The sequence below is a fragment of the Streptomyces termitum genome, from assembly GCF_014650175.1.
GTDB lineage: Bacteria > Actinomycetota > Actinomycetes > Streptomycetales > Streptomycetaceae > Streptomyces > Streptomyces termitum.
The window spans coordinates 463,856-481,674 of record NZ_BMUL01000003.1; the positions used below are offsets into that span (position 1 = coordinate 463,856).

Below are 17,819 nucleotides of genomic sequence, written 5' to 3' on the forward strand. Positions count from 1 at the left end.
CCATGAGCACGGACACGAGTATGGAACGGATCGTCGAGGCCGTACGGGAACTCGACGGCGCCCTCGTCCTCATCCCGGAGCCCGGGAGCGACTTCCCCGAGGAGTCCTGGGGGGACGCCTTCTTCTATTACGCCCCCGACGGCCGGATCCCGGCCCGCACCCAGCCCTACGGCACGATCGTCACCCGGGACCGGCCCGGCGACACCGCCTCCGCCCTCGATCCGCCCGGCCGCTGGCGGGTCAACGTCCGGACGGACCGGGAGACCTTCCGCGAGCTGACCGGCGAGGACCCCCGGGCCCTCGCCCGCCCCCGCGACCACGCGGCCCCCGACGTCCTCCTGCCGCACCCGGTGTACGGCGCGCTCGGCTGGCTCTGCGCCGTCACCCCCGGCCCCCGTACGACGGACACCGTCCTCCGCCTCCTGCGCGCCGCCCACGAGGCGGCCCGCCCGCGCGAGCGGGGGACCGGCCCCCGCACCGGCTGACGGCCCCGACGGCCTCAGGCCCGTGCGGTGGCGAAGAGCTCCAGGTGGGAGCAGGAGGGGCAGCGGTACGCCTCGATCTCCCGGACGGGCCTGCCCCGGAGCTTGGCCATGCCGAAGACGCCCTTCTCCAGGACGCCCTGCACCCAGCGCGTGTAGCCGCGCGCGTTCTGGCCGCTGTCTTCGACGAACCCGGGTTCCAGGCCGACGGTGCCGCAGTTGGAGCAACGGAAAGTATTGGTCATCCGCCGGAGTCTAGGAGCCCGCCCGCCCCCGGCGACAGGGGGGCGGGCCCCACGCCCTCAGCACTCGATGATGTTCACCGCGAGCCCGCCGCGCGCGGTCTCCTTGTACTTGACGCTCATGTCGGCGCCGGTCTCCTTCATGGTCTTGATGACCTTGTCGAGGGAGACCAGGTGGCTGCCGTCGCCGCGCATCGACATCTTCGCCGCCGTCACGGCCTTCACCGCCGCCATGCCGTTGCGCTCGATGCACGGGATCTGGACCAGGCCGCCGACCGGGTCGCAGGTCAGGCCCAGGTTGTGCTCCATGCCGATCTCGGCCGCGTTCTCCACCTGCTCGGGGGAGCCGCCGAGGACCTCGGCGAGGGCGCCCGCCGCCATCGAGCAGGCCGAGCCGACCTCGCCCTGGCAGCCGACCTCGGCGCCGGAGATCGAGGCGTTCTCCTTGAACAGCATGCCGATCGCGCCCGCCGCGAGGAGGAAGCGGACCACGCCGTCCTCCTTCTCCTCCGGGGTGCAGGAGCCCGCGGCGAAGTTCATGTAGTAGTGCAGGACCGCCGGGATGATGCCGGCCGCGCCGTTGGTGGGGGCGGTGACGACCCGGCCGCCCGCCGCGTTCTCCTCGTTGACCGCCATCGCGTAGAGGGTGATCCACTCCATCGCGTGCGCCGCCGGGTCGCCCTCGGAGCGCAGCTTGCGGGCGGAGGTCGCGGCCCGGCGGCGGACCTTCAGACCGCCCGGCAGGATGCCCTCGCGGGACATGCCGCGCGCCACGCACGCCTGCATGACCCGCCAGATCTCCAGCAGCCCGGCGCGGATCTCGTCCTCGGTGCGCCACGCCTTCTCGTTCTCCAGCATCAGCGAGGAGATCGACAGGCCGGTCTCCTTGGTGAGGCGGAGCAGCTCGTCGCCGGTGCGGAAGGGGTGCTTGAGGACGGTGTCGTCCGGGATGATCGGGTTCTCGCCGGCCACCGCGTCCTCGTCGACGACGAAGCCGCCGCCGACGGAGTAGTACGTCTTCTCCAGGACGAGCCCGCCCTCGGCGTCGTACGCGAAGACCGTCATGCCGTTGGCGTGGTACGGGAGCGCCTTGCGCCGGTGCAGGACCAGGTCGGCGTCGAAGTCGAAGGGGATCTCGTGCGCGCCGAGCAGGTTGATCCGGCCGCTCGCCTTGATCCGCTCGAACTCCTCGTCGGCGTGCTCGACGTCGACCGTGCGGGGCGAGTTGCCCTCCAGGCCGAGGAGGACCGCCTTCGGGGTGCCGTGGCCGTGGCCGGTGGCGCCCAGGGAGCCGTACAGCTCGGCGCGGACCGCGGCGACGTGGGCGAGCAGGCCCTCGTTCTTCAGCCGGCGGGCGAACATGCGGGCGGCGCGCATCGGCCCCACCGTGTGGGAGCTGGACGGGCCGATGCCGACCGAGAAGAGGTCGAAGACCGAGAGGGCCACGGGGGGACTCCTTGTGGGGCTAGACGCCGTTGTCTGCCGGGGTGGTGCAGAAAGGCCGGGCATGGGGAGGGGCACCGCGCCCACTGTCCAGTGTGCGCGGTGCCCCGGAGGTTCGTACGAATAAAAGCGTACGAAATTACTTCAGGCCGGGGTACAGCGGGTGCTTGTCCGCGAGGGCGGTCACCCGGGCCTTGAGCGCCTCGGCGTCGAAGCCGGGCTTCAGCGTCTCGGCGATGATGTCGGCGACCTCGCGGAAGTCCTCGGCACCGAAGCCGCGGGTGGCGAGGGCCGGCGTGCCGATGCGCAGGCCGGAGGTGACCATCGGCGGGCGCGGGTCGTTCGGAACGGCGTTCCGGTTGACCGTGATGCCGACCTCGTGGAGACGGTCCTCGGCCTGCTGGCCGTCCAGCTCGCTGTCGCGCAGGTCGACCAGGAGCAGGTGGACGTCGGTGCCGCCGGAGAGCACGGACACGCCGTGCTCCGTGACGTCGTCCCGCACCAGGCGCTCGGCGATGATCCGGGCGCCCTCCAGGGTGCGCTCCTGGCGCTCCTTGAACTCCTCCGAGGCCGCGACCTTGAAGGAGACGGCCTTGGCCGCGATCACGTGCTCCAGCGGGCCGCCCTGGAAACCGGGGAAGACCGAGGAGTTCAGCTTCTTCGCGAACTCCTTCTTCGCCAGGATGACGCCGCCGCGCGGGCCGCCGAGCGTCTTGTGCGTGGTGGAGGTCACCACGTCCGCGTGCTCGACCGGGTTCGGGTGCAGACCGGCCGCGACCAGGCCCGCGAAGTGGGCCATGTCGACCCACAGGTACGCCTCGACCTCGTCGGCGATCCGGCGGAACTCGGCGAAGTCGAGCTGGCGCGGGTAGGCCGACCAGCCGGCGATGATCACCTTCGGGCGGTGCTCCTTGGCGAGGCGCTCGACCTCGGCCATGTCGACCAGACCGGCCTCGTCCACGTGGTACGCGACCACGTTGAACTGCTTGCCGGAGAAGTTCAGGCGCATGCCGTGGGTGAGGTGGCCGCCGTGCGCCAGGTCGAGGCCCAGGATCGTGTCGCCCGGCTGGGCGATCGCGAACAGCGCCGCCTGGTTGGCGGAGGCGCCGGAGTGCGGCTGCACGTTGGCGTACTCGGCGCCGAACAGGTCCTTGATCCGGTCGATCGCGATCTGCTCGGCCACGTCGACGTGCTCGCAGCCGCCGTAGTAGCGGCGGCCCGGGTAGCCCTCGGCGTACTTGTTGGTGAGGACGGAGCCCTGGGCCTCCATGACCGCGACCGGAGCGAAGTTCTCCGAGGCGATCATTTCCAGGGTGGACTGCTGGCGGCGGAGCTCGGCGTCGACGGCGGCGGCGACGTCCGGGTCCAGCTCGTGGAGGGGAGTGTTCAGAAGCGACATGAAGCGATCCCTTGGGGGTCTCGGTCAGCCTGCGGTGAAAGCGGTGTACTCGTCGGCGGAGAGCAGATCGTCCGGCTCGCCCGTGATGCGCACCTTGAACAGCCAGCCGCCCTCGAAGGGGGCGGAGTTCACCAGCGAGGGGTCGTCGACGACGTCCTGGTTGGCAGCGACGACCTCGCCCGTCACCGGGGCGTAGAGGTCGCTGACGGACTTGGTCGACTCCAGCTCGCCACAGGACTCGCCCGCGGTCACCGTGTCGCCGACCTCGGGCAGCTGCACGAAGACGACGTCACCGAGGGCGTTGGCCGCGTGCTCCGTGATGCCGATGGTGGCGACGCCGTCCTCGACGGCCGACAGCCACTCGTGCTCCTTGCTGTAGCGAAGCTGCTGGGGGTTGCTCATGGCCTGATTCTCCTGGATCGGGGGGGTGCTGATGTACGGAAGTCTTGCGGGGTGAGACGCGGGTCGAGACGAATGCGTCACGTCCACCGTGGCGCCGGAGCGGCTCCGGCGCGCGCCGGGGTCCGCGTCCGGCCCGCCGAGGGGCCTACTTCTGGCGCTTGTAGAAGGGCAGCGCCACGACCGCGTACGGCTCGTGGGTGCCGCGGATGTCCACCCCGACGCCCTCGGTGCCGGGCGTGGCGTGGGCCGCGTCGACGTAGGCCATCGCGATCGGCTCGCCGAGGGTGGGGGAGGGGGCGCCGGAGGTGACCTCGCCGACGACCTCGCCGTTCGCGACGACCGCCATGCCGGCGCGCGGCACCCGGCGGCCGGCGGCGACCAGGCCGACCAGCTTGCGCGGCGGGGCGGTCTCGGCGCGCTCGGCGGCGGCCTCCAGCGCCTTGCGGCCGACGAAGTCGCCCGGCTTCTCGAACTTGACGACCCGGCTCAGACCGGCGTCGAAGGGGGTGAGGGCGGTGGTCAGCTCGTGGCCGTACAGCGGCATGCCCGCCTCCAGGCGGAGCGTGTCGCGGCAGGACAGGCCGCAGGGGATGAGGCCGGCGTCGGCGCCCGCCTCGGTCAGCGCCCGCCAGACGCCCTCGGCGTGCTCGGGCTTCAGGAACAGCTCGAAGCCGTCCTCGCCGGTGTAGCCGGTGCGGGCGATCAGGGCGGGGACGCCCGCGACGGTGCCGGGCAGGCCCGCGTAGTACTTCAGGCCGTCCAGGTCGGCGTCGGTGAGCTTCTTGAGGATGCCGGGGGACTCCGGGCCCTGCACGGCCAGGAGGGCGTACGCGTCGCGGTCGTCGCGGACCTCGGCGTCGAAGCCGGCGGCGCGCTCGGTCAGGGCGTCCAGGACGACCTGGGCGTTGGAGGCGTTGGCGACGACCATGTACTCGGTTTCGCCGAGGCGGTAGACGATGAGGTCGTCGAGGATGCCGCCGTCCTCGCGGCAGATCATCGTGTAGCGGGCGCGGCCGTTGCCGATGGTCGACATGTTGCCGACGAGGGCGAAGTCCAGGAGGTCCACCGCCTGGGGGCCGGTCACCGTGATCTCGCCCATGTGGGAGAGGTCGAACAGTCCGGCCCGGGTGCGGACGGCGTTGTGCTCGTCGCGCTCGCTGCCGTACCGCAGCGGCATGTCCCAGCCGGCGAAGTCGGTCATGGTCGCGCCCAGCGAGCGGTGCAGGGCGTCGAGGGCGGTCAGGCGGGGGGTGGTGCTCATGTGGACGTGACTCCCGGGTCCCGAGGCGGAAAACATGACAGGCAAGGACGATCCTCCCCATCTGTCATGGAACCTGAGAGGTTCACCGGCGGCATCTCGTCACCGAGAGGTCCGGCTTGCACCTTGGGTGGGGGCGCCCGGGGGCGTCCCGCTTTTCAGATCTGCCTCATCCACGCGGTACGGGGCCTGAGAGATTCAAGGGAGGGTCTTGCTCCTTCGGCGCCCGGCCGGCCCTGGGGCCGGTCCGGAACTCTCCCGCGCGGATTCGAGCGGCTCGGTATGCGGTTGTACGGCGCGGAGCGCGCCTGGCGCGCACATCATCGCACGCGGTGTCGTCGCGGCAAATCGCTTGTCCCGCATTACCGTTTCTTTACACTTCATGGGCAAGGGTCTCCGTGAGGTCTCCCGACCCGCCTCCCGGGGGACCCGACAGGGGGGAGAGCGATGAGGTTCCAGCAGACCGGCGCCGTCACGGCGGACGCCGCCCTACCGGCGCCGCGCGCCCGCGCCAGGACCCGCCCGCGCGGGCGGCTCGTGCGCGACCTGCGCGACCGCTCCGGGCGCGTCCCGCGCGCCCTCACCTTCGCCGCGGGCGACCTCGTCGTCGTCTCCGGCCTGCCCGGCAGCGGCAAGTCCACCCTGCTCCGGCGCGCCGCCGACGGCGGCGGCATCGACTCCCAGGACACCCGGGAGCGCTGGGAGGCCCGGATGCCCCGCGTCCTGCCGTACGCGCTCTACCGCCCGCTGGTCCGCCTCGCCCACTACGCCGGGCTGCACCGCGCCCTGCGCTCCGGCGCGGGCGTCGTCGTCCACGACTGCGGCACCCAGTCCTGGGTGCGCGGCTGGCTCGCCCGCGCCGCCGCCCGGCGCGGCACCGCCCTCCACCTCGTCCTGCTCGACGTGGACCCCGGCACCGCCCGGGACGGCCAGCGCGAGCGCGGCCGCGGCGTCTCCGCCTACGCCTTCGCCCGGCACCGCCGGGCCGTCGGCCGGCTCGTCGCCGGAGTGGAGGCCGGCCGGCTCCCGCGCGGCTGCGCCTCCGCCACCCTCCTCGACCGGGACGCCGCCGGGGCGCTGCGCCGGATCGGCTTCCGCGGGCCCTCCTGAGGCCCCCGGGACGCCCCCGTGCGCCGATTTCTGGTCACGGCCGGGGCGGGGCGGCGTTAGGGTGCTGCGGGGCGGCCGGGACCAGGGCCGTGCGAGAAGGGGACGGAAGCACCGTGGACACGACGTGGCCGGGCAACGAGCTGGAGGAGGCGCTCGCCGCCTCGCTCGGCAACCCCGCGGCCGGAGGGCGGCTCCTGGAGGTCCTGGGCCGCAGCGAGGTCTGGGTCCCGCTGCCCAACGGCGGCGGCCCCGACAGCACCGACCTCGACCTCGCCACCATGGAGATCGCCGGCGGCGCCTACGTGCCCGTCTACAGCTCCCACGCGCAGTTCCTCGCCTGCGTCGGCGACCACATGTCCTTCGCCGTCGCCCCCGCCCGCGACTTCGCCCGCGGCCTGCCCCCGCAGCTCGGCATCGCGGTGAACCCCGGCGGCGCCGTCGGCGTCCCGCTGCCTCCGCCCGCCGTCGCCGAACTGTGCCGCACCGGCCGCACCGCCCTCGACGGCCCCGCCTCCGGCGGCCGGGTCCGCCTCTTCGAGCCCGACTGGCAGGACGACCCGGTCGACTTCCTCGCCGCCGCCGGCGCCGAGTTCGACGCCACCGGGATCGTCGCCACCGCCCGCCGCACCCTCGCCAGCGTCGAGGGCACCGAACCCGCCCTCTTCATCGGCGTCCAGCTCACCGGCTGGGACGGCGTCGACCGCAACGCCCCGCTGGACGCCCTCGGCCGCGCCCTCGGCCGCGTCGAGGTGGCCTGGCCGGTCAACCTGATCCTGCTCGACATGGCCCAGGAGGACCCGGTCGCCGACTGGATGCTCGAACGGGTCCGTCCCTTCTACCGGCGGACGGCCGGCTGACCCCCGGCCCTGTCTAAGCTGGACCGACCCAGATCCGACCACCGAACCGAGCCGTACGACACAGAGGGGCGGGAATCCGAGTGAGCGCGTCAGCCAGCGCCCCCACCGGGCCGGTCGAGCACATGCTGCGCCAGGTGGCGCCCGGCCGCTACGACGCCTACGAGGGCCTGCTGCACGCCCTGGCCGACGGCGAGCTGTTCATGCTGCTCTGGCAGGGCACCGCGGGCTCCCCGGACGCCCAGTACGGCAACATGGAGGTCGAGGGGTACGGCTACGCGCCCTGCGTCACCTCGCCCGACGCGCTCGCCGCCTCCGGCTGGCACCGCGCCCACGAGCGCACCACCGGCCGCGAGATCGCCCGCGCCCTCTACCCCGAGCGCTGGGGCGTCTGGCTCAACCCGCACGCCCCCGGCGGCGGCGTCGGCATCCCCTGGGCCGACCTGCGCCGCATCGCCACCGGCCTCGACCGGATGCCCGCCGGACCGCTCCGGGTCTCCGAACCCGGCCTGGAGATCCCGCAGTTCTACGCCCAGCTCACCCAGAACGCGCACCGCACCCCGGCCGTTCGGTCGCTGCGCCGCGGCTGGGTGCAGCCCGCCCTCGGCTCCCCGTACCTGGTGATCGGACTCGATCTGTACGACGGCTCGGCCGCCGCCGTCGACGAGGTCCGCGCGATGATGCGCCAGTCCATCGGCTCCGTCCCCGACGGCCTGCCCGTCTCGACGGTCGCGCTCTCCGACGCGTACGACCCGGTCGCCCTCTGGCTGCGCGCCCACGCCCGCCCCTTCTACGACCGCGAGGCGCACGGCGCCCCCGCCCACCGTCCGGGATACGGATACCCGCCCGCGCAGCAGCGCTGACCTGGGACGTTCCCGCCGGAACCGTCGCTTCCGCCCCGCCTTGGCCGAAATCCCCTGCCAGGGCGGGGTTTTGCGTCCCCATGCGGGCGGTCCCGCACCACCTGTCCGGCATCGGACCGATTTGGTGAGTGTCCGGGTCTCAGGTTGGTATCACCGCTATGCGGACTGTTCTCTGCCGCGTCGCTCGCCAGTAGCGTTCGGCCAATCAAGACCACATAAGGGCGACCCAGGGGTGGACCCATGCGAATATTCAACTCCCGGGCTACCCGGGCTTTGACGGCGGCCGTCGCGGTCGGTCTCATCGCCACGGGCTGCGCGAGCGACCGGGACAAGGGCGAGGACAAGAAGGACGGCGCCAAGGACACCTTCGTGTTCGGCGCCCCCGGCGACCCGGCCTCCCTCGACCCGGCCCTCGCCAGCGACGGCGAGACCTTCCGGGTCACCCGCCAGGCGTTCGAGGCGCTCCTGGAGCACGAGTCCGGCGGCAGCAAGCTCGTCGGCGGGCTCGCCGAGACGTGGTCGAGCAACCCGGCCGGCACCGTCTGGACCTTCAACCTCCGCAAGGGCGTGAAGTTCCACGACGGCGAGACCTTCGACGCCGCCGCGGTCTGCGCCAACTACGACTACTGGTTCAACTGGAAGGGCACCTACCAGTCGAGCGCGGTCTCGTACTACTGGCAGACCATCATGGGTGGTTTCGCCAAGAACGAGGACAAGGAAGCCCCGAAGCCGAACTACAAGTCCTGCACCGTCAAGGACGACAACACGGCTGTCATCGAGGTCAACGAGCCCTCCGCCAACCTGCCCGGCGGCTTCTCCCTCCAGGCCCTCGCGATCCACTCGCCCAAGGCGCTGAAGGAGTACGAGAAGCAGGAGGCCACCGCCAAGGGCGACGCCATCACCTACCCCAAGTACAGCCAGGAGGCCGGCACGGTCGCCGGCACCGGCCCGTACAAGATCACGAAGTGGAACAAGGGCAACAAGGAAGTCACCCTTGAGCGCTTCGACGGGTACTGGGGCGACAAGGCCAAGGTGAAGAACCTGGTCTTCCGCACCATCGACACCGAGAGCGGCCGCCGCCAGGCCCTCCAGGCCGGCGACATCGACGGCTACGACCTCGTCGCCCCCGCCGACATCAAGACCCTGGAGGCCGGCGGCTTCCAGGTCCCGACGCGCGACGTCTTCAACCTGCTCTACCTCGGCATGTCCCAGGGCGCCAACCCGGCCCTGAAGAAGCCCGAGGTCCGCCAGGCCATCGCGCACGCCGTCGACCGCGAGAACATCGTCAAGACCCAGCTCCCCGAGGGCGGCAAGGTCGCGACCCAGTTCATGCCCGACACCGTCGCCGGCTACTCGGACAACGTGAAGAAGTACGACTTCGACACCGCGAAGTCCAAGCAGCTCCTCGCCGCCGCCGGCGAGTCCAAGCTGTCGATCGACTTCTGCTACCCGACCGAGGTCACCCGCCCGTACATGCCCGCCCCGCAGGACATCTTCGAGCTGGTCAAGGCCGACCTGGAGAAGGCCGGCATCAAGGTCAACCCGAAGCCCTCGAAGTGGAACCCGGACTACATCGACGCCACCGAGGCGGGCTCCTGCGCCCTGCACCTGCTCGGCTGGACCGGTGACTTCAACGACGGCTACAACTTCATCGGCACCTGGTTCGCCGAGTTCGACAAGCAGTGGGGCTTCAAGGACGACAAGGTCTTCGCCGCGGTGAAGGCGGGCTCCCTCCAGGGCGACCCGACCAAGCGCACGGACCTCTACAAGAAGGCCAACGAGGTCATCATGGACTACCTCCCCGGCCTGCCGCTGTCCTCCTCCCCGCCGGCCATCGCGTTCGGCAAGAACGTCATCCCGCCGAAGGTCTCCCCGCTGACGCAGGAGAACTTCGCCGAGGTCGCCTTCAAGTAGGACCTCACGCTCCGTCAGCGCACCGCCCGGCCACGCGCTTTCCCGTGGCCGGGCGGCCGCGCATCCACCCTCCACCACACGCAAGAAAGGGGCACGCGGGGTGTTGCGACTCGTCGTACGACGACTTCTCCAGCTCATACCCACCCTGCTCGGCCTGTCGGTTCTGCTCTTCATCTGGCTGAACCGGCTGCCCGGCGGACCCGCCTCAGCGATCCTGGGCGAGCGGGCGACCGAAGCCGATGTGGCGCGCATCAACCGCGCGCTGGGACTCGACCAGCCGATCTACGTCCAGTACGGGCGCTTCCTCAAGCGCCTCCTCGACCTCGACCTGGGCACCTCGGTGCAGACCGGACAGCCGGTCTGGGACGAGTTCGTGCTCCGCTTCCCGGCCACGGTCGAACTCAGCCTCGCCGCCATGTTCCTGGCCGTCGTCGTCGGCGTCCCGCTCGGCTACCTCGCGGCCCGCAAGCGCGGCGGCTGGCTCGACGTGGCCTCCGTCTCCGGCTCCCTCGTCGGCATCTGCATCCCGGTCTTCTTCCTCGCGGACATCCTCAAGGGCGCCTTCGGCGGCGTCTTCGGCACCTTCGGCCGCCAGTCCACCGGCATCGACGCCACCAGCGTCACCGGCTTCGCCGTCCTCGACGGCCTGCTCACCGGCGAGTTCGACGCCGCCTGGGACGCCCTCATGCACCTGGTGCTGCCCGGCATCGCGCTGGCCTCCATCCCGCTCGCCGTCATCGTCCGGATGACCCGCGCCAGCGTCCTGGAGGTCCTCGGCGAGGACTACATCCGCACCGCCGAGTCCAAGGGCCTGGAGCGCCGCGTCATCCGCGTCCGGCACATCCTGCGCAACGCCCTGCTGCCCGTGGTCACCGCCGTCGGCCTGCTCACCGGCAGCCTGCTCTCCGGCGCCGTCCTCACCGAGTCCGTCTTCTCCTTCGGCGGCATCGGCTCCTTCATCCGGACCGCCATCGACGCCCGCGACTACCCGGTGCTCGTCGGCTTCATCATGTTCATCGCCATGATCTACGTGCTCATCAACATGCTCGTGGACCTCGCGTACAGCGTCATCGATCCGAGGGTGCGGGTGCACTGATGAGCCTGGTATCCACCACGTCGAAGATCGACCGCCTCGCCCAGCTCACCGCGGGCACCGAGACGTCCAGCGGCGCCAGCCTGTGGCGCGAGGCGATGCGCCGGCTGCGCCGCAGCAAGCCGGCCCTGATCGGCGGCGTCGTCATCGCCGCCTTCGTCCTGCTCGCCGTCATCGGCCCCTGGATCGCCCCCTACTCGCCGACCGACCAGACCTGGCGCGGCGAGGTCTTCTCCAACCGGGGCGAGTTCGTCGGCGCCCGCGCCGAGAACTGGTTCGGCCTCGACCACCTCGGCCGCGACGTCTTCTCCCGGATGCTCGTCGGCGCCCGCCAGACGCTCCTCGTCGGCGTCGTCTCCATGCTCATCGGCCTGCTCGTCGGCGCCGTCATCGGCCTCGTCTCCGGCGCCGCCGCCACCCTCGGCGGCCGGTTCGGACAGCGGATCGACGACCTGGTCATGCGCGTCACCGACATCCTGCTGGCGCTGCCCTCGCTGCTCCTCGCGGTCTCCGTGGCCGCCGTCATGGGCCAGTCCCTCACCACCGTGATGATCGCCGTCGGCGTGGTGCAGATCCCGGTCTTCGCCCGCCTGCTGCGCGGCTCGATGCTCGCCCAGGGCGGCAGCGACTACGTCCTCGCGGCCCGCTCGCTCGGCATCCGCAAGCGCCGGATCGTGGTCACGCAGATCCTGCCGAACTCGCTCAGCCCGGTGATCGTGCAGGCGACGCTCAGCCTCGCCACCGCCATCATCGAGGCCGCCGCCCTCTCCTACCTCGGACTTGGCAACCCCGACCCCTCGGTGCCCGAGTGGGGCGTCATGCTCTCCCAGGCGGAGCGCTTCTTCGACAACGAGCCCATGATGTCGATGTACCCGGCGGTCGCCATCATCATCACCGCCCTCGGCTTCACCCTGCTCGGCGAGGCCATGCGCGAAGCCCTCGACCCGAAGCTGCGAGGCTGACATGTCCCTCCTCACCGTGGACGAACTCACCGTCACCTTCGGCGGCCGGGGCCGCAAGGACGTCCGGGCGGTCAACGGCGTCTCCTTCTCCGTCGACCAGGGCCAGATCGTCGGCCTGGTCGGCGAGTCGGGCTGCGGCAAGTCCGTGACCTCGCTCGCCCTCATGGGCCTGCTGCCGTCCAAGGGCGTCACCCTCGGCGGCCGGGCCGAACTCGACGGCACCGACCTGCTGTCGCTGCGCCCGTCGAAGATGCGCGACCTGCGCGGCCGCGAGATGGCGATGATCTTCCAGGACCCGCTGTCCTCGCTGAACCCGGTCATCCCCATCGGCGTCCAGGTCACCGAGATCCTCCAGCGCCACCGCGGCATGAAGGGCGAGGCCGCCCGCAAGGAGGCCGCGCACCTCCTCGACCGGGTCGGCATCCCCGACCCGGACCGGCGCCTCAAGGAGTTCCCGCACCAGCTCTCCGGCGGCATGCGGCAGCGCGCCCTCATCGCCATGGCGGTGGCCTGCGCCCCCCGCCTGCTCATCGCCGACGAGCCGACCACCGCGCTCGACGTCACCATCCAGGCCCAGATCCTCGACCTCCTCAAGGAGCTCGTGGACCAGGAGGGCACCGCCCTCCTGATGATCACCCACGACCTGGGCGTCGTCGCCGGACTCTGCGACCAGGTGAACGTGCTCTACGCCGGCAAGGTCGTCGAATCGGCCGGCCGCCGCGAGCTGTTCGCCCACCCGACGCACCCGTACACCCACGGTCTGCTCGGCTCCATCCCCCGGCTCGACGCCCCGCGCGGCGAACCGCTCCACCCGATCCGCGGGTCCATCAACGACCAGATCGCCTGGGCCGACGGCTGCGCCTTCGCCCCCCGCTGCGACCGGTACGAGATGGAGTGCCTCACCGGCACGCCCGAACTGACCGAACCGCGCGCGGCCGGCCACCGCGCCCGCTGCGCCAACCCGGTCCTCGCCACGACGGAGGTCCCGGCATGAGCCTGCTCGAACTCGACGGCGTGAAGGTCCACTTCCCCGTCAGGAAGGGCCTCCTCTTCAACCGCACGGTCGGCCACGTCTACGCCGTGGACGGCATCTCGCTCAAGGTCGAGGCGGGCCAGACGTACGGCCTCGTCGGCGAGTCCGGCTGCGGCAAGACGACGCTCGGCCGGGCCGTGCTGCGGCTGGTGGACGTCACCGACGGCTCCGTCGTCCTCGACGGCACCGACGTGGCCAAGCTGCCGGAGAAGGAGCTGCGGACCTTCCGCCGCCGGCTCCAGATGGTCTTCCAGGACCCGCTGGGCAGCCTCAACCCCCGCCAGAACATCGAGTCCATCCTCAGCGAGGGCATGGCCGCGCACGGCATCGGCGCGGACCAGGACGAGCGCCGGGAGCGGATCCGGGACATCCTCGCCAAGGTGGGCCTGCCCTCCAACGCGCTCTCCCGCTACCCGCACGAGTTCTCCGGCGGCCAGCGCCAGCGCATCGGCATCGCCCGCGCGCTGGTCCTCGAACCCGACCTGATCATCTGCGACGAGCCGGTCTCCGCGCTCGACGTCTCCATCCAGGCCCAGGTCATCAACCTGCTGGAGGAGCTCCAGGAGTCGATGGGCCTCACCTACCTGGTGATCGCCCACGACCTGGCCGTGGTCCGCCACATCTCGGACGTCATCGGCGTGATGTACCTCGGCTCGCTGGTCGAGGAGGCGCCGAGCGACGCCCTGTACGAGGAGCCCCTGCACCCGTACACCCGGGCGCTGATGTCGGCGGTGCCGGTGCCCGACCCGGAGGTCGAGGACCGGCGCGAGCGCATCCTCCTCCACGGCGACCTGCCGTCCCCGGCCAACCCGCCGTCCGGCTGCCGCTTCCACACCCGCTGCCCGTGGGCGCAGCCGAAGTGCGCCGAGGAGCGCCCGGAGCTGACGGACGCGGGCGGCGGCCACAAGGTGGCCTGCCACTTCACCGGGGAGATCAAGGCGGGCACCCTCCGCCGCGCCGGCGAACCGGAGCCGTCCGCCGCGCCGGAGCCGTCCGCCCCCGCGAAGACCGTCCCGCCCCAGGCCCCGGCCCCGGAGGCCGAGACCCCGGAGGCCGAGGCTTCCGAGGGTTCCTCCGGCGAGGGGAAGCCCGGAGCGAAGGCCCCCGGGGCGAAGGCGTCCGGCGAGAAGTAGGGCAGCCGGAAAGGCCCCGGTCACCGCGTGATGGCCGGGGCCCCTCCGATCAGGCGGCACAATTGCCCGGTGCTCCACGATCTGTTCAGTCCGTCGGTCCAACACACGCTCGACCTCATCGGCATCTTCGTCTTCGCCATCTCCGGCGCCCTCCTCGGCGTCCGGAAGAACTTCGACGTCTTCGGCATGGCGGTGCTCGCCGAGGTCACCGCGCTCGGCGGCGGAATCTTCCGCGACCTGATGATCGGAGCCGTACCCCCGGCCGCCTTCACCGATCTCGGCTACTTCCTGATGCCGCTGGTCGCCACCGTCCTCGTCTTCTTCCTCCACCCGGAGGTGGAGCGGACCCAGACCGCCGTCAACGTCTTCGACGCGGCCGGCCTCGGGCTGTTCTGCGTGACCGGGACGACGAAGGCGTACGACTACGGGCTCGGCCTCACCTCCTCGGCGGCGCTCGGCCTGGCCACCGCCGTCGGCGGCGGCGTGCTGCGCGACGTGCTGGCCAACGAGGTGCCCTCGCTGCTCCGCTGGGACCGCGACCTCTACGCGGTGCCCGCGATCGTCGGCTCGGCCATGATCGTCCTGTGCATCCGCTTCGAGGTGCTGAACGCCTTCACCAGCGGCACCGCCGTGCTGACCGCCTTCCTGCTGCGGCTGCTCGCGATGCGCTACCACTGGCGGGCGCCGCGCGCCTGGAACCGGCGCTCGGGCGCCCGCGAGGAACCAGAGAAAGCTACCGCTTAGTAATCCTCTGGGGTACGGTCGGCCCATGAGCATCGAGACGAGCCCGGTCACGGGCAGCGGGACGAGCAGCGAGTTCGACCGCGACACCGCCGTCGCCCTCCGCGAGCCCGGCGTCTACGACGTCGACCTCTCGGCCGGCTGGACGATCATCCACGCCGTCAACGGCGGCTACCTCCTCGCCCTGCTCGGCCGGGCCCTCGGCGACCACCTGCCGCACCCCGACCCGTTCACCGTCTCGGCGCACTACCTGACGCCGTCCGTGCCGGGCCCCGCGGTCATCCGCACCGAGACCGTCCGCACCGGCCGGACCCTCTCCACCGGCACGGCCTCCCTCCTCCAGTACGACGAGGACGGCAACGAGGTCGAGCGCATCCGCGTCCTCGCCTCCTACGGCGACCTCGACGCCCTCACGGACGACGTCCGCACCAGCGCCGTGCCGCCCGCCTTCGCCCCGATCGACCAGTGCTTCAGCGCCGCCGACAACCCCGCCCCGGCGATCCCCGGCTCCTCCGCCATCGCCGACCGGCTCGACCTGCGCCTCGACCCCGCCTGCGTCGGCTGGGCGCTCGGCGCCCCCTCCGGCAAGGGCGAGATGCGCGCCTGGTTCGGCCTCGCCGACGGCCGCGAGCCCGACCCGCTCTCCCTCCTCCTCGCCGTCGACGCCCTCCCGCCGACCGCCTTCGAACTGGGCCTCAAGGGCTGGACCCCGACCGTCGAGCTCACCGTCCACGTCCGCTGCCGCCCCGCCCCCGGCCCGCTGCGGGTCGCCATCACCACCCGCAACCTCGCCGGCGGCTTCCTGGAGGAGGACGCCGAGGTCTGGGACGGCGCCGGCCGGCTCGTCGCCCAGTCCCGCCAGCTCGCCCGCGCCCCGCGCGGCTGACCCCGCCCACCGGACCCGCCCGCACCCGCACGGGCGGGCGGGCCGGTGGCGCGAACCCGACGCCCGGCGCGGCCCCGCGCCGGGCTCGTCGAGGACGGCCGCACCCGGGCTCGTAGAATCGACCCACCATGGCTTACCTCGACCACGCCGCGACCACGCCCATGCTCCCCGAGGCGATCGAGGCGATGACCTCCCACCTCGCGGTGACCGGCAACGCCTCCTCCCTGCACGCCGCGGGGCGCCGCGCCCGGCGGACCGTCGAGGAGGGCCGCGAGACCCTCGCCGCCGCGCTCGGCGCCCGCCCCAGCGAGATCGTCCTCACCTCCGGCGGCACCGAGGCCGACAACCTCGCCGTCAAGGGCCTCTACTGGTCCCGCCGCGCCGCCGACCCCCGCCGCACCCGCGTCCTCGCCAGCCCCGTCGAGCACCACGCCGTCCTCGACGCCGTCGACTGGCTCGCCGCCCACGAGGGCGCCGACGTCGAGTACCTCCCCGTCGACGCCCACGGCCGGGTCCACCCCGAGGCGCTGCGCGAGGCCATCGCCCGCGACCCGGACTCCGTCGCCCTCGCCACCGTGATGTGGGCCAACAACGAGATCGGCACCGTCATGCCGGTCCGCGCCCTCGCCGACGCCGCCGCCGAGTTCGGCGTCCCGCTGCACGCCGACGCCGTCCAGGCCGTCGGCCAGCTCCCCGTCGACTTCGGCGCCTCCGGCCTCGCCGCCATGACCGTCTCCGGCCACAAGATCGGCGGCCCGTACGGCATCGGCGCCCTGCTCCTCGGCCGCGAGCACACCCCCGTCCCCGTCCTGCACGGCGGCGGCCAGGAGCGGCACGTCCGCTCCGGCACCCTCGACGTCCCCGCCGTCGCCGCCTTCGCCACCGCCGCCCGCATCGCCACCGCGGCGCAGCCCGACTTCGCCCGGGAGGCCGGCGCCCTGCGCGACCGGCTCGTCGCCGCCGTCCGCGCCGCCGTCCCCGACGCGATCCTCGGCGGCGACCCCGTCGACCGGCTCCCGGCCAACGCCCACTTCACCTTCCCCGGCTGCGAGGGCGACTCCCTGCTCCTCCTCCTCGACGCCGCCGGCATCGCCTGCTCCACCGGCTCCGCCTGCACCGCCGGCATCGCCCAGCCCAGCCACGTCCTGCTCGCCACCGGCACCGACCCCGACCTGGCCCGCGGCACCCTCCGCTTCTCCCTCGGCCACACCTCCACCGAGAGCGACGTGCGGGCCGTCGCCGACGCCATCGGACCCGCCGTCGAACGGGCCCGCACCGCCGGCCTCAGCTGACCCGGGGCGCCGTACGCCTCACGCCGGGAGCTTGGCCCGCTCCCGGCGCACCAGCTCCATGTACCGGTCCCAGTCCCAGTGCGGACCGGGATCGGTGTGGTCGGTCCCCTCGACCTCCACGTGCCCGATGACGTGCTCCCGGTCCACCGGCATCCGGTACCGCCGGCAGATGTCCGCCGTCAGCCGCGCCGACCCCGCGTACATCTCCGCCGTGAAGTCCTCGGGACGGTCCACGAAGCCCTCGTGCTCGATGCCGATGCTCCGCTCGTTCATCTTCCGGTTCCCCGCGTGGAAGGCCACGTCGAGCTCCCGCACCATCTGCGCCACGTGCCCGTCCTTGCGCACCACATAGTGCGTCGCCGCCTGGTGCAGCGGATTCCGGAACACCTTCAGCGCTGACGCGTACGAGCCCTGCACCACATGGATCACGACCCGGTCGACCGGATAGTCGTCGGGCCGGTCCGCCCGCCGCCAGTTCGCCTGGTGCGCCGCCGTCCACTCGGCCGCCTTGTGGTCCAGCTCCCCGTCCGTCCGCGGCTTGTCCATCCACGGCAGCCGCCACCACAGCCGCGCCAGGTCCTCGCGCGCCACCACCGCCGTGCCGAGCACCGCCGCGCCGCCCCCGAGCAGCACCGCGCGCCGGCCGGGCCCCCGCTTCTTCTTCGCCGTGTCTTTCCCGGACTCTTTCCCGGTGTCACTCCCCATGCCCCCC

Annotated in this window: 18 protein-coding genes and 1 riboswitch; of the genes, 12 read left to right on the forward strand and 6 right to left on the reverse strand. The window is 72.4% G+C overall.

Going from position 1 to position 17,819, the window contains the following annotated elements:
* Positions 1–20: 20 nt before the first annotated feature.
* Positions 21–485 (forward strand): DUF6194 family protein, encoded by a 465-nt coding sequence (locus IE219_RS08225; protein WP_189975986.1) that lies wholly within the window; start codon positions 21–23, stop codon positions 483–485.
* A gap of 14 nt (positions 486–499) precedes the next feature.
* On the opposite strand, the gene IE219_RS08230 is transcribed toward IE219_RS08225, so the two are convergent.
* The 5 genes from IE219_RS08230 to gcvT form a co-directional block, all read right to left on the reverse strand.
* Positions 500–727: a hypothetical protein gene (locus IE219_RS08230; RefSeq protein WP_189975892.1), complete on the reverse strand. Its 228-nt coding sequence runs from the start codon at positions 725–727 to the stop codon at positions 500–502.
* 57 nt (positions 728–784) lie between these two features.
* Entirely contained in the window at positions 785–2,170 is a 1,386-nt protein-coding gene (locus tag IE219_RS08235) for an L-serine ammonia-lyase (protein ID WP_189975893.1), read from the reverse strand.
* Positions 2,171–2,306: 136 nt separating this feature from the next.
* On the reverse strand, positions 2,307–3,566 hold the full coding sequence (gene glyA, locus IE219_RS08240) for a serine hydroxymethyltransferase (protein WP_229849647.1): 1,260 nt from the start codon (positions 3,564–3,566) through the stop codon (positions 2,307–2,309).
* 24 nt (positions 3,567–3,590) lie between these two features.
* Complete coding sequence (gene gcvH / locus IE219_RS08245; RefSeq protein WP_189975894.1) at positions 3,591–3,968, reverse strand: glycine cleavage system protein GcvH; 378 nt, start codon at positions 3,966–3,968, stop codon at positions 3,591–3,593.
* A gap of 145 nt (positions 3,969–4,113) precedes the next feature.
* Positions 4,114–5,229, reverse strand: a complete 1,116-nt coding sequence (gcvT, locus tag IE219_RS08250; RefSeq protein ID WP_189975895.1) for a glycine cleavage system aminomethyltransferase GcvT — start codon at positions 5,227–5,229, stop codon at positions 4,114–4,116.
* Positions 5,230–5,394: 165 nt separating this feature from the next.
* Positions 5,395–5,497, reverse strand: a riboswitch (glycine riboswitch).
* A gap of 176 nt (positions 5,498–5,673) precedes the next feature.
* On the opposite strand from gcvT, the gene IE219_RS08255 reads away from it, so the two are divergent.
* The 11 genes from IE219_RS08255 to IE219_RS08305 all read left to right on the forward strand — a co-directional run bounded on the left by IE219_RS08255 (position 5,674) and on the right by IE219_RS08305 (position 17,107).
* Positions 5,674–6,336, forward strand: coding sequence for an AAA family ATPase (locus tag IE219_RS08255; protein WP_189975896.1), 663 nt, complete (start codon positions 5,674–5,676; stop codon positions 6,334–6,336).
* Positions 6,337–6,449: 113 nt separating this feature from the next.
* Positions 6,450–7,193, forward strand: a complete 744-nt coding sequence (locus tag IE219_RS08260) for an enhanced serine sensitivity protein SseB (protein ID WP_189975897.1) — start codon at positions 6,450–6,452, stop codon at positions 7,191–7,193.
* An 80-nt stretch (positions 7,194–7,273) separates the two neighbouring features.
* Positions 7,274–8,053, forward strand: coding sequence for an enhanced serine sensitivity protein SseB C-terminal domain-containing protein (locus IE219_RS08265; RefSeq protein ID WP_189975898.1), 780 nt, complete (start codon positions 7,274–7,276; stop codon positions 8,051–8,053).
* 240 nt (positions 8,054–8,293) lie between these two features.
* Complete coding sequence (locus IE219_RS08270) at positions 8,294–9,967, forward strand: ABC transporter substrate-binding protein (protein ID WP_189975899.1); 1,674 nt, start codon at positions 8,294–8,296, stop codon at positions 9,965–9,967.
* A gap of 100 nt (positions 9,968–10,067) precedes the next feature.
* Positions 10,068–11,063 (forward strand): ABC transporter permease, encoded by a 996-nt coding sequence (locus IE219_RS08275; RefSeq protein ID WP_189975900.1) that lies wholly within the window; start codon positions 10,068–10,070, stop codon positions 11,061–11,063.
* A complete protein-coding gene (locus IE219_RS08280; protein ID WP_189975901.1) occupies positions 11,063–12,022 on the forward strand; it encodes an ABC transporter permease in 960 nt (319 codons plus the stop codon). The genes IE219_RS08275 and IE219_RS08280 overlap by 1 nt, the downstream gene beginning before the upstream one ends.
* A 1-nt stretch (position 12,023) precedes the next feature.
* On the forward strand, positions 12,024–13,016 hold the full coding sequence (locus IE219_RS08285; protein WP_189975902.1) for an ABC transporter ATP-binding protein: 993 nt from the start codon (positions 12,024–12,026) through the stop codon (positions 13,014–13,016).
* Entirely contained in the window at positions 13,013–14,188 is a 1,176-nt protein-coding gene (locus tag IE219_RS08290; RefSeq protein ID WP_189975903.1) for an ABC transporter ATP-binding protein, read from the forward strand. Before IE219_RS08285 ends, IE219_RS08290 begins: the two co-directional genes overlap by 4 nt.
* 69 nt (positions 14,189–14,257) lie before the next feature.
* Entirely contained in the window at positions 14,258–14,932 is a 675-nt protein-coding gene (locus IE219_RS08295; RefSeq protein ID WP_189975904.1) for a trimeric intracellular cation channel family protein, read from the forward strand.
* A 25-nt stretch (positions 14,933–14,957) separates the two neighbouring features.
* Positions 14,958–15,815, forward strand: coding sequence for a thioesterase family protein (locus IE219_RS08300; RefSeq protein ID WP_189975905.1), 858 nt, complete (start codon positions 14,958–14,960; stop codon positions 15,813–15,815).
* A 128-nt stretch (positions 15,816–15,943) separates the two neighbouring features.
* Entirely contained in the window at positions 15,944–17,107 is a 1,164-nt protein-coding gene (locus IE219_RS08305; RefSeq protein WP_189975906.1) for a cysteine desulfurase family protein, read from the forward strand.
* Positions 17,108–17,125: 18 nt separating this feature from the next.
* On the opposite strand, the gene IE219_RS08310 is transcribed toward IE219_RS08305, so the two are convergent.
* A complete protein-coding gene (locus tag IE219_RS08310; RefSeq protein ID WP_189975907.1) occupies positions 17,126–17,812 on the reverse strand; it encodes an N-acetylmuramoyl-L-alanine amidase in 687 nt (228 codons plus the stop codon).
* Positions 17,813–17,819: the final 7 nt, after the last annotated feature.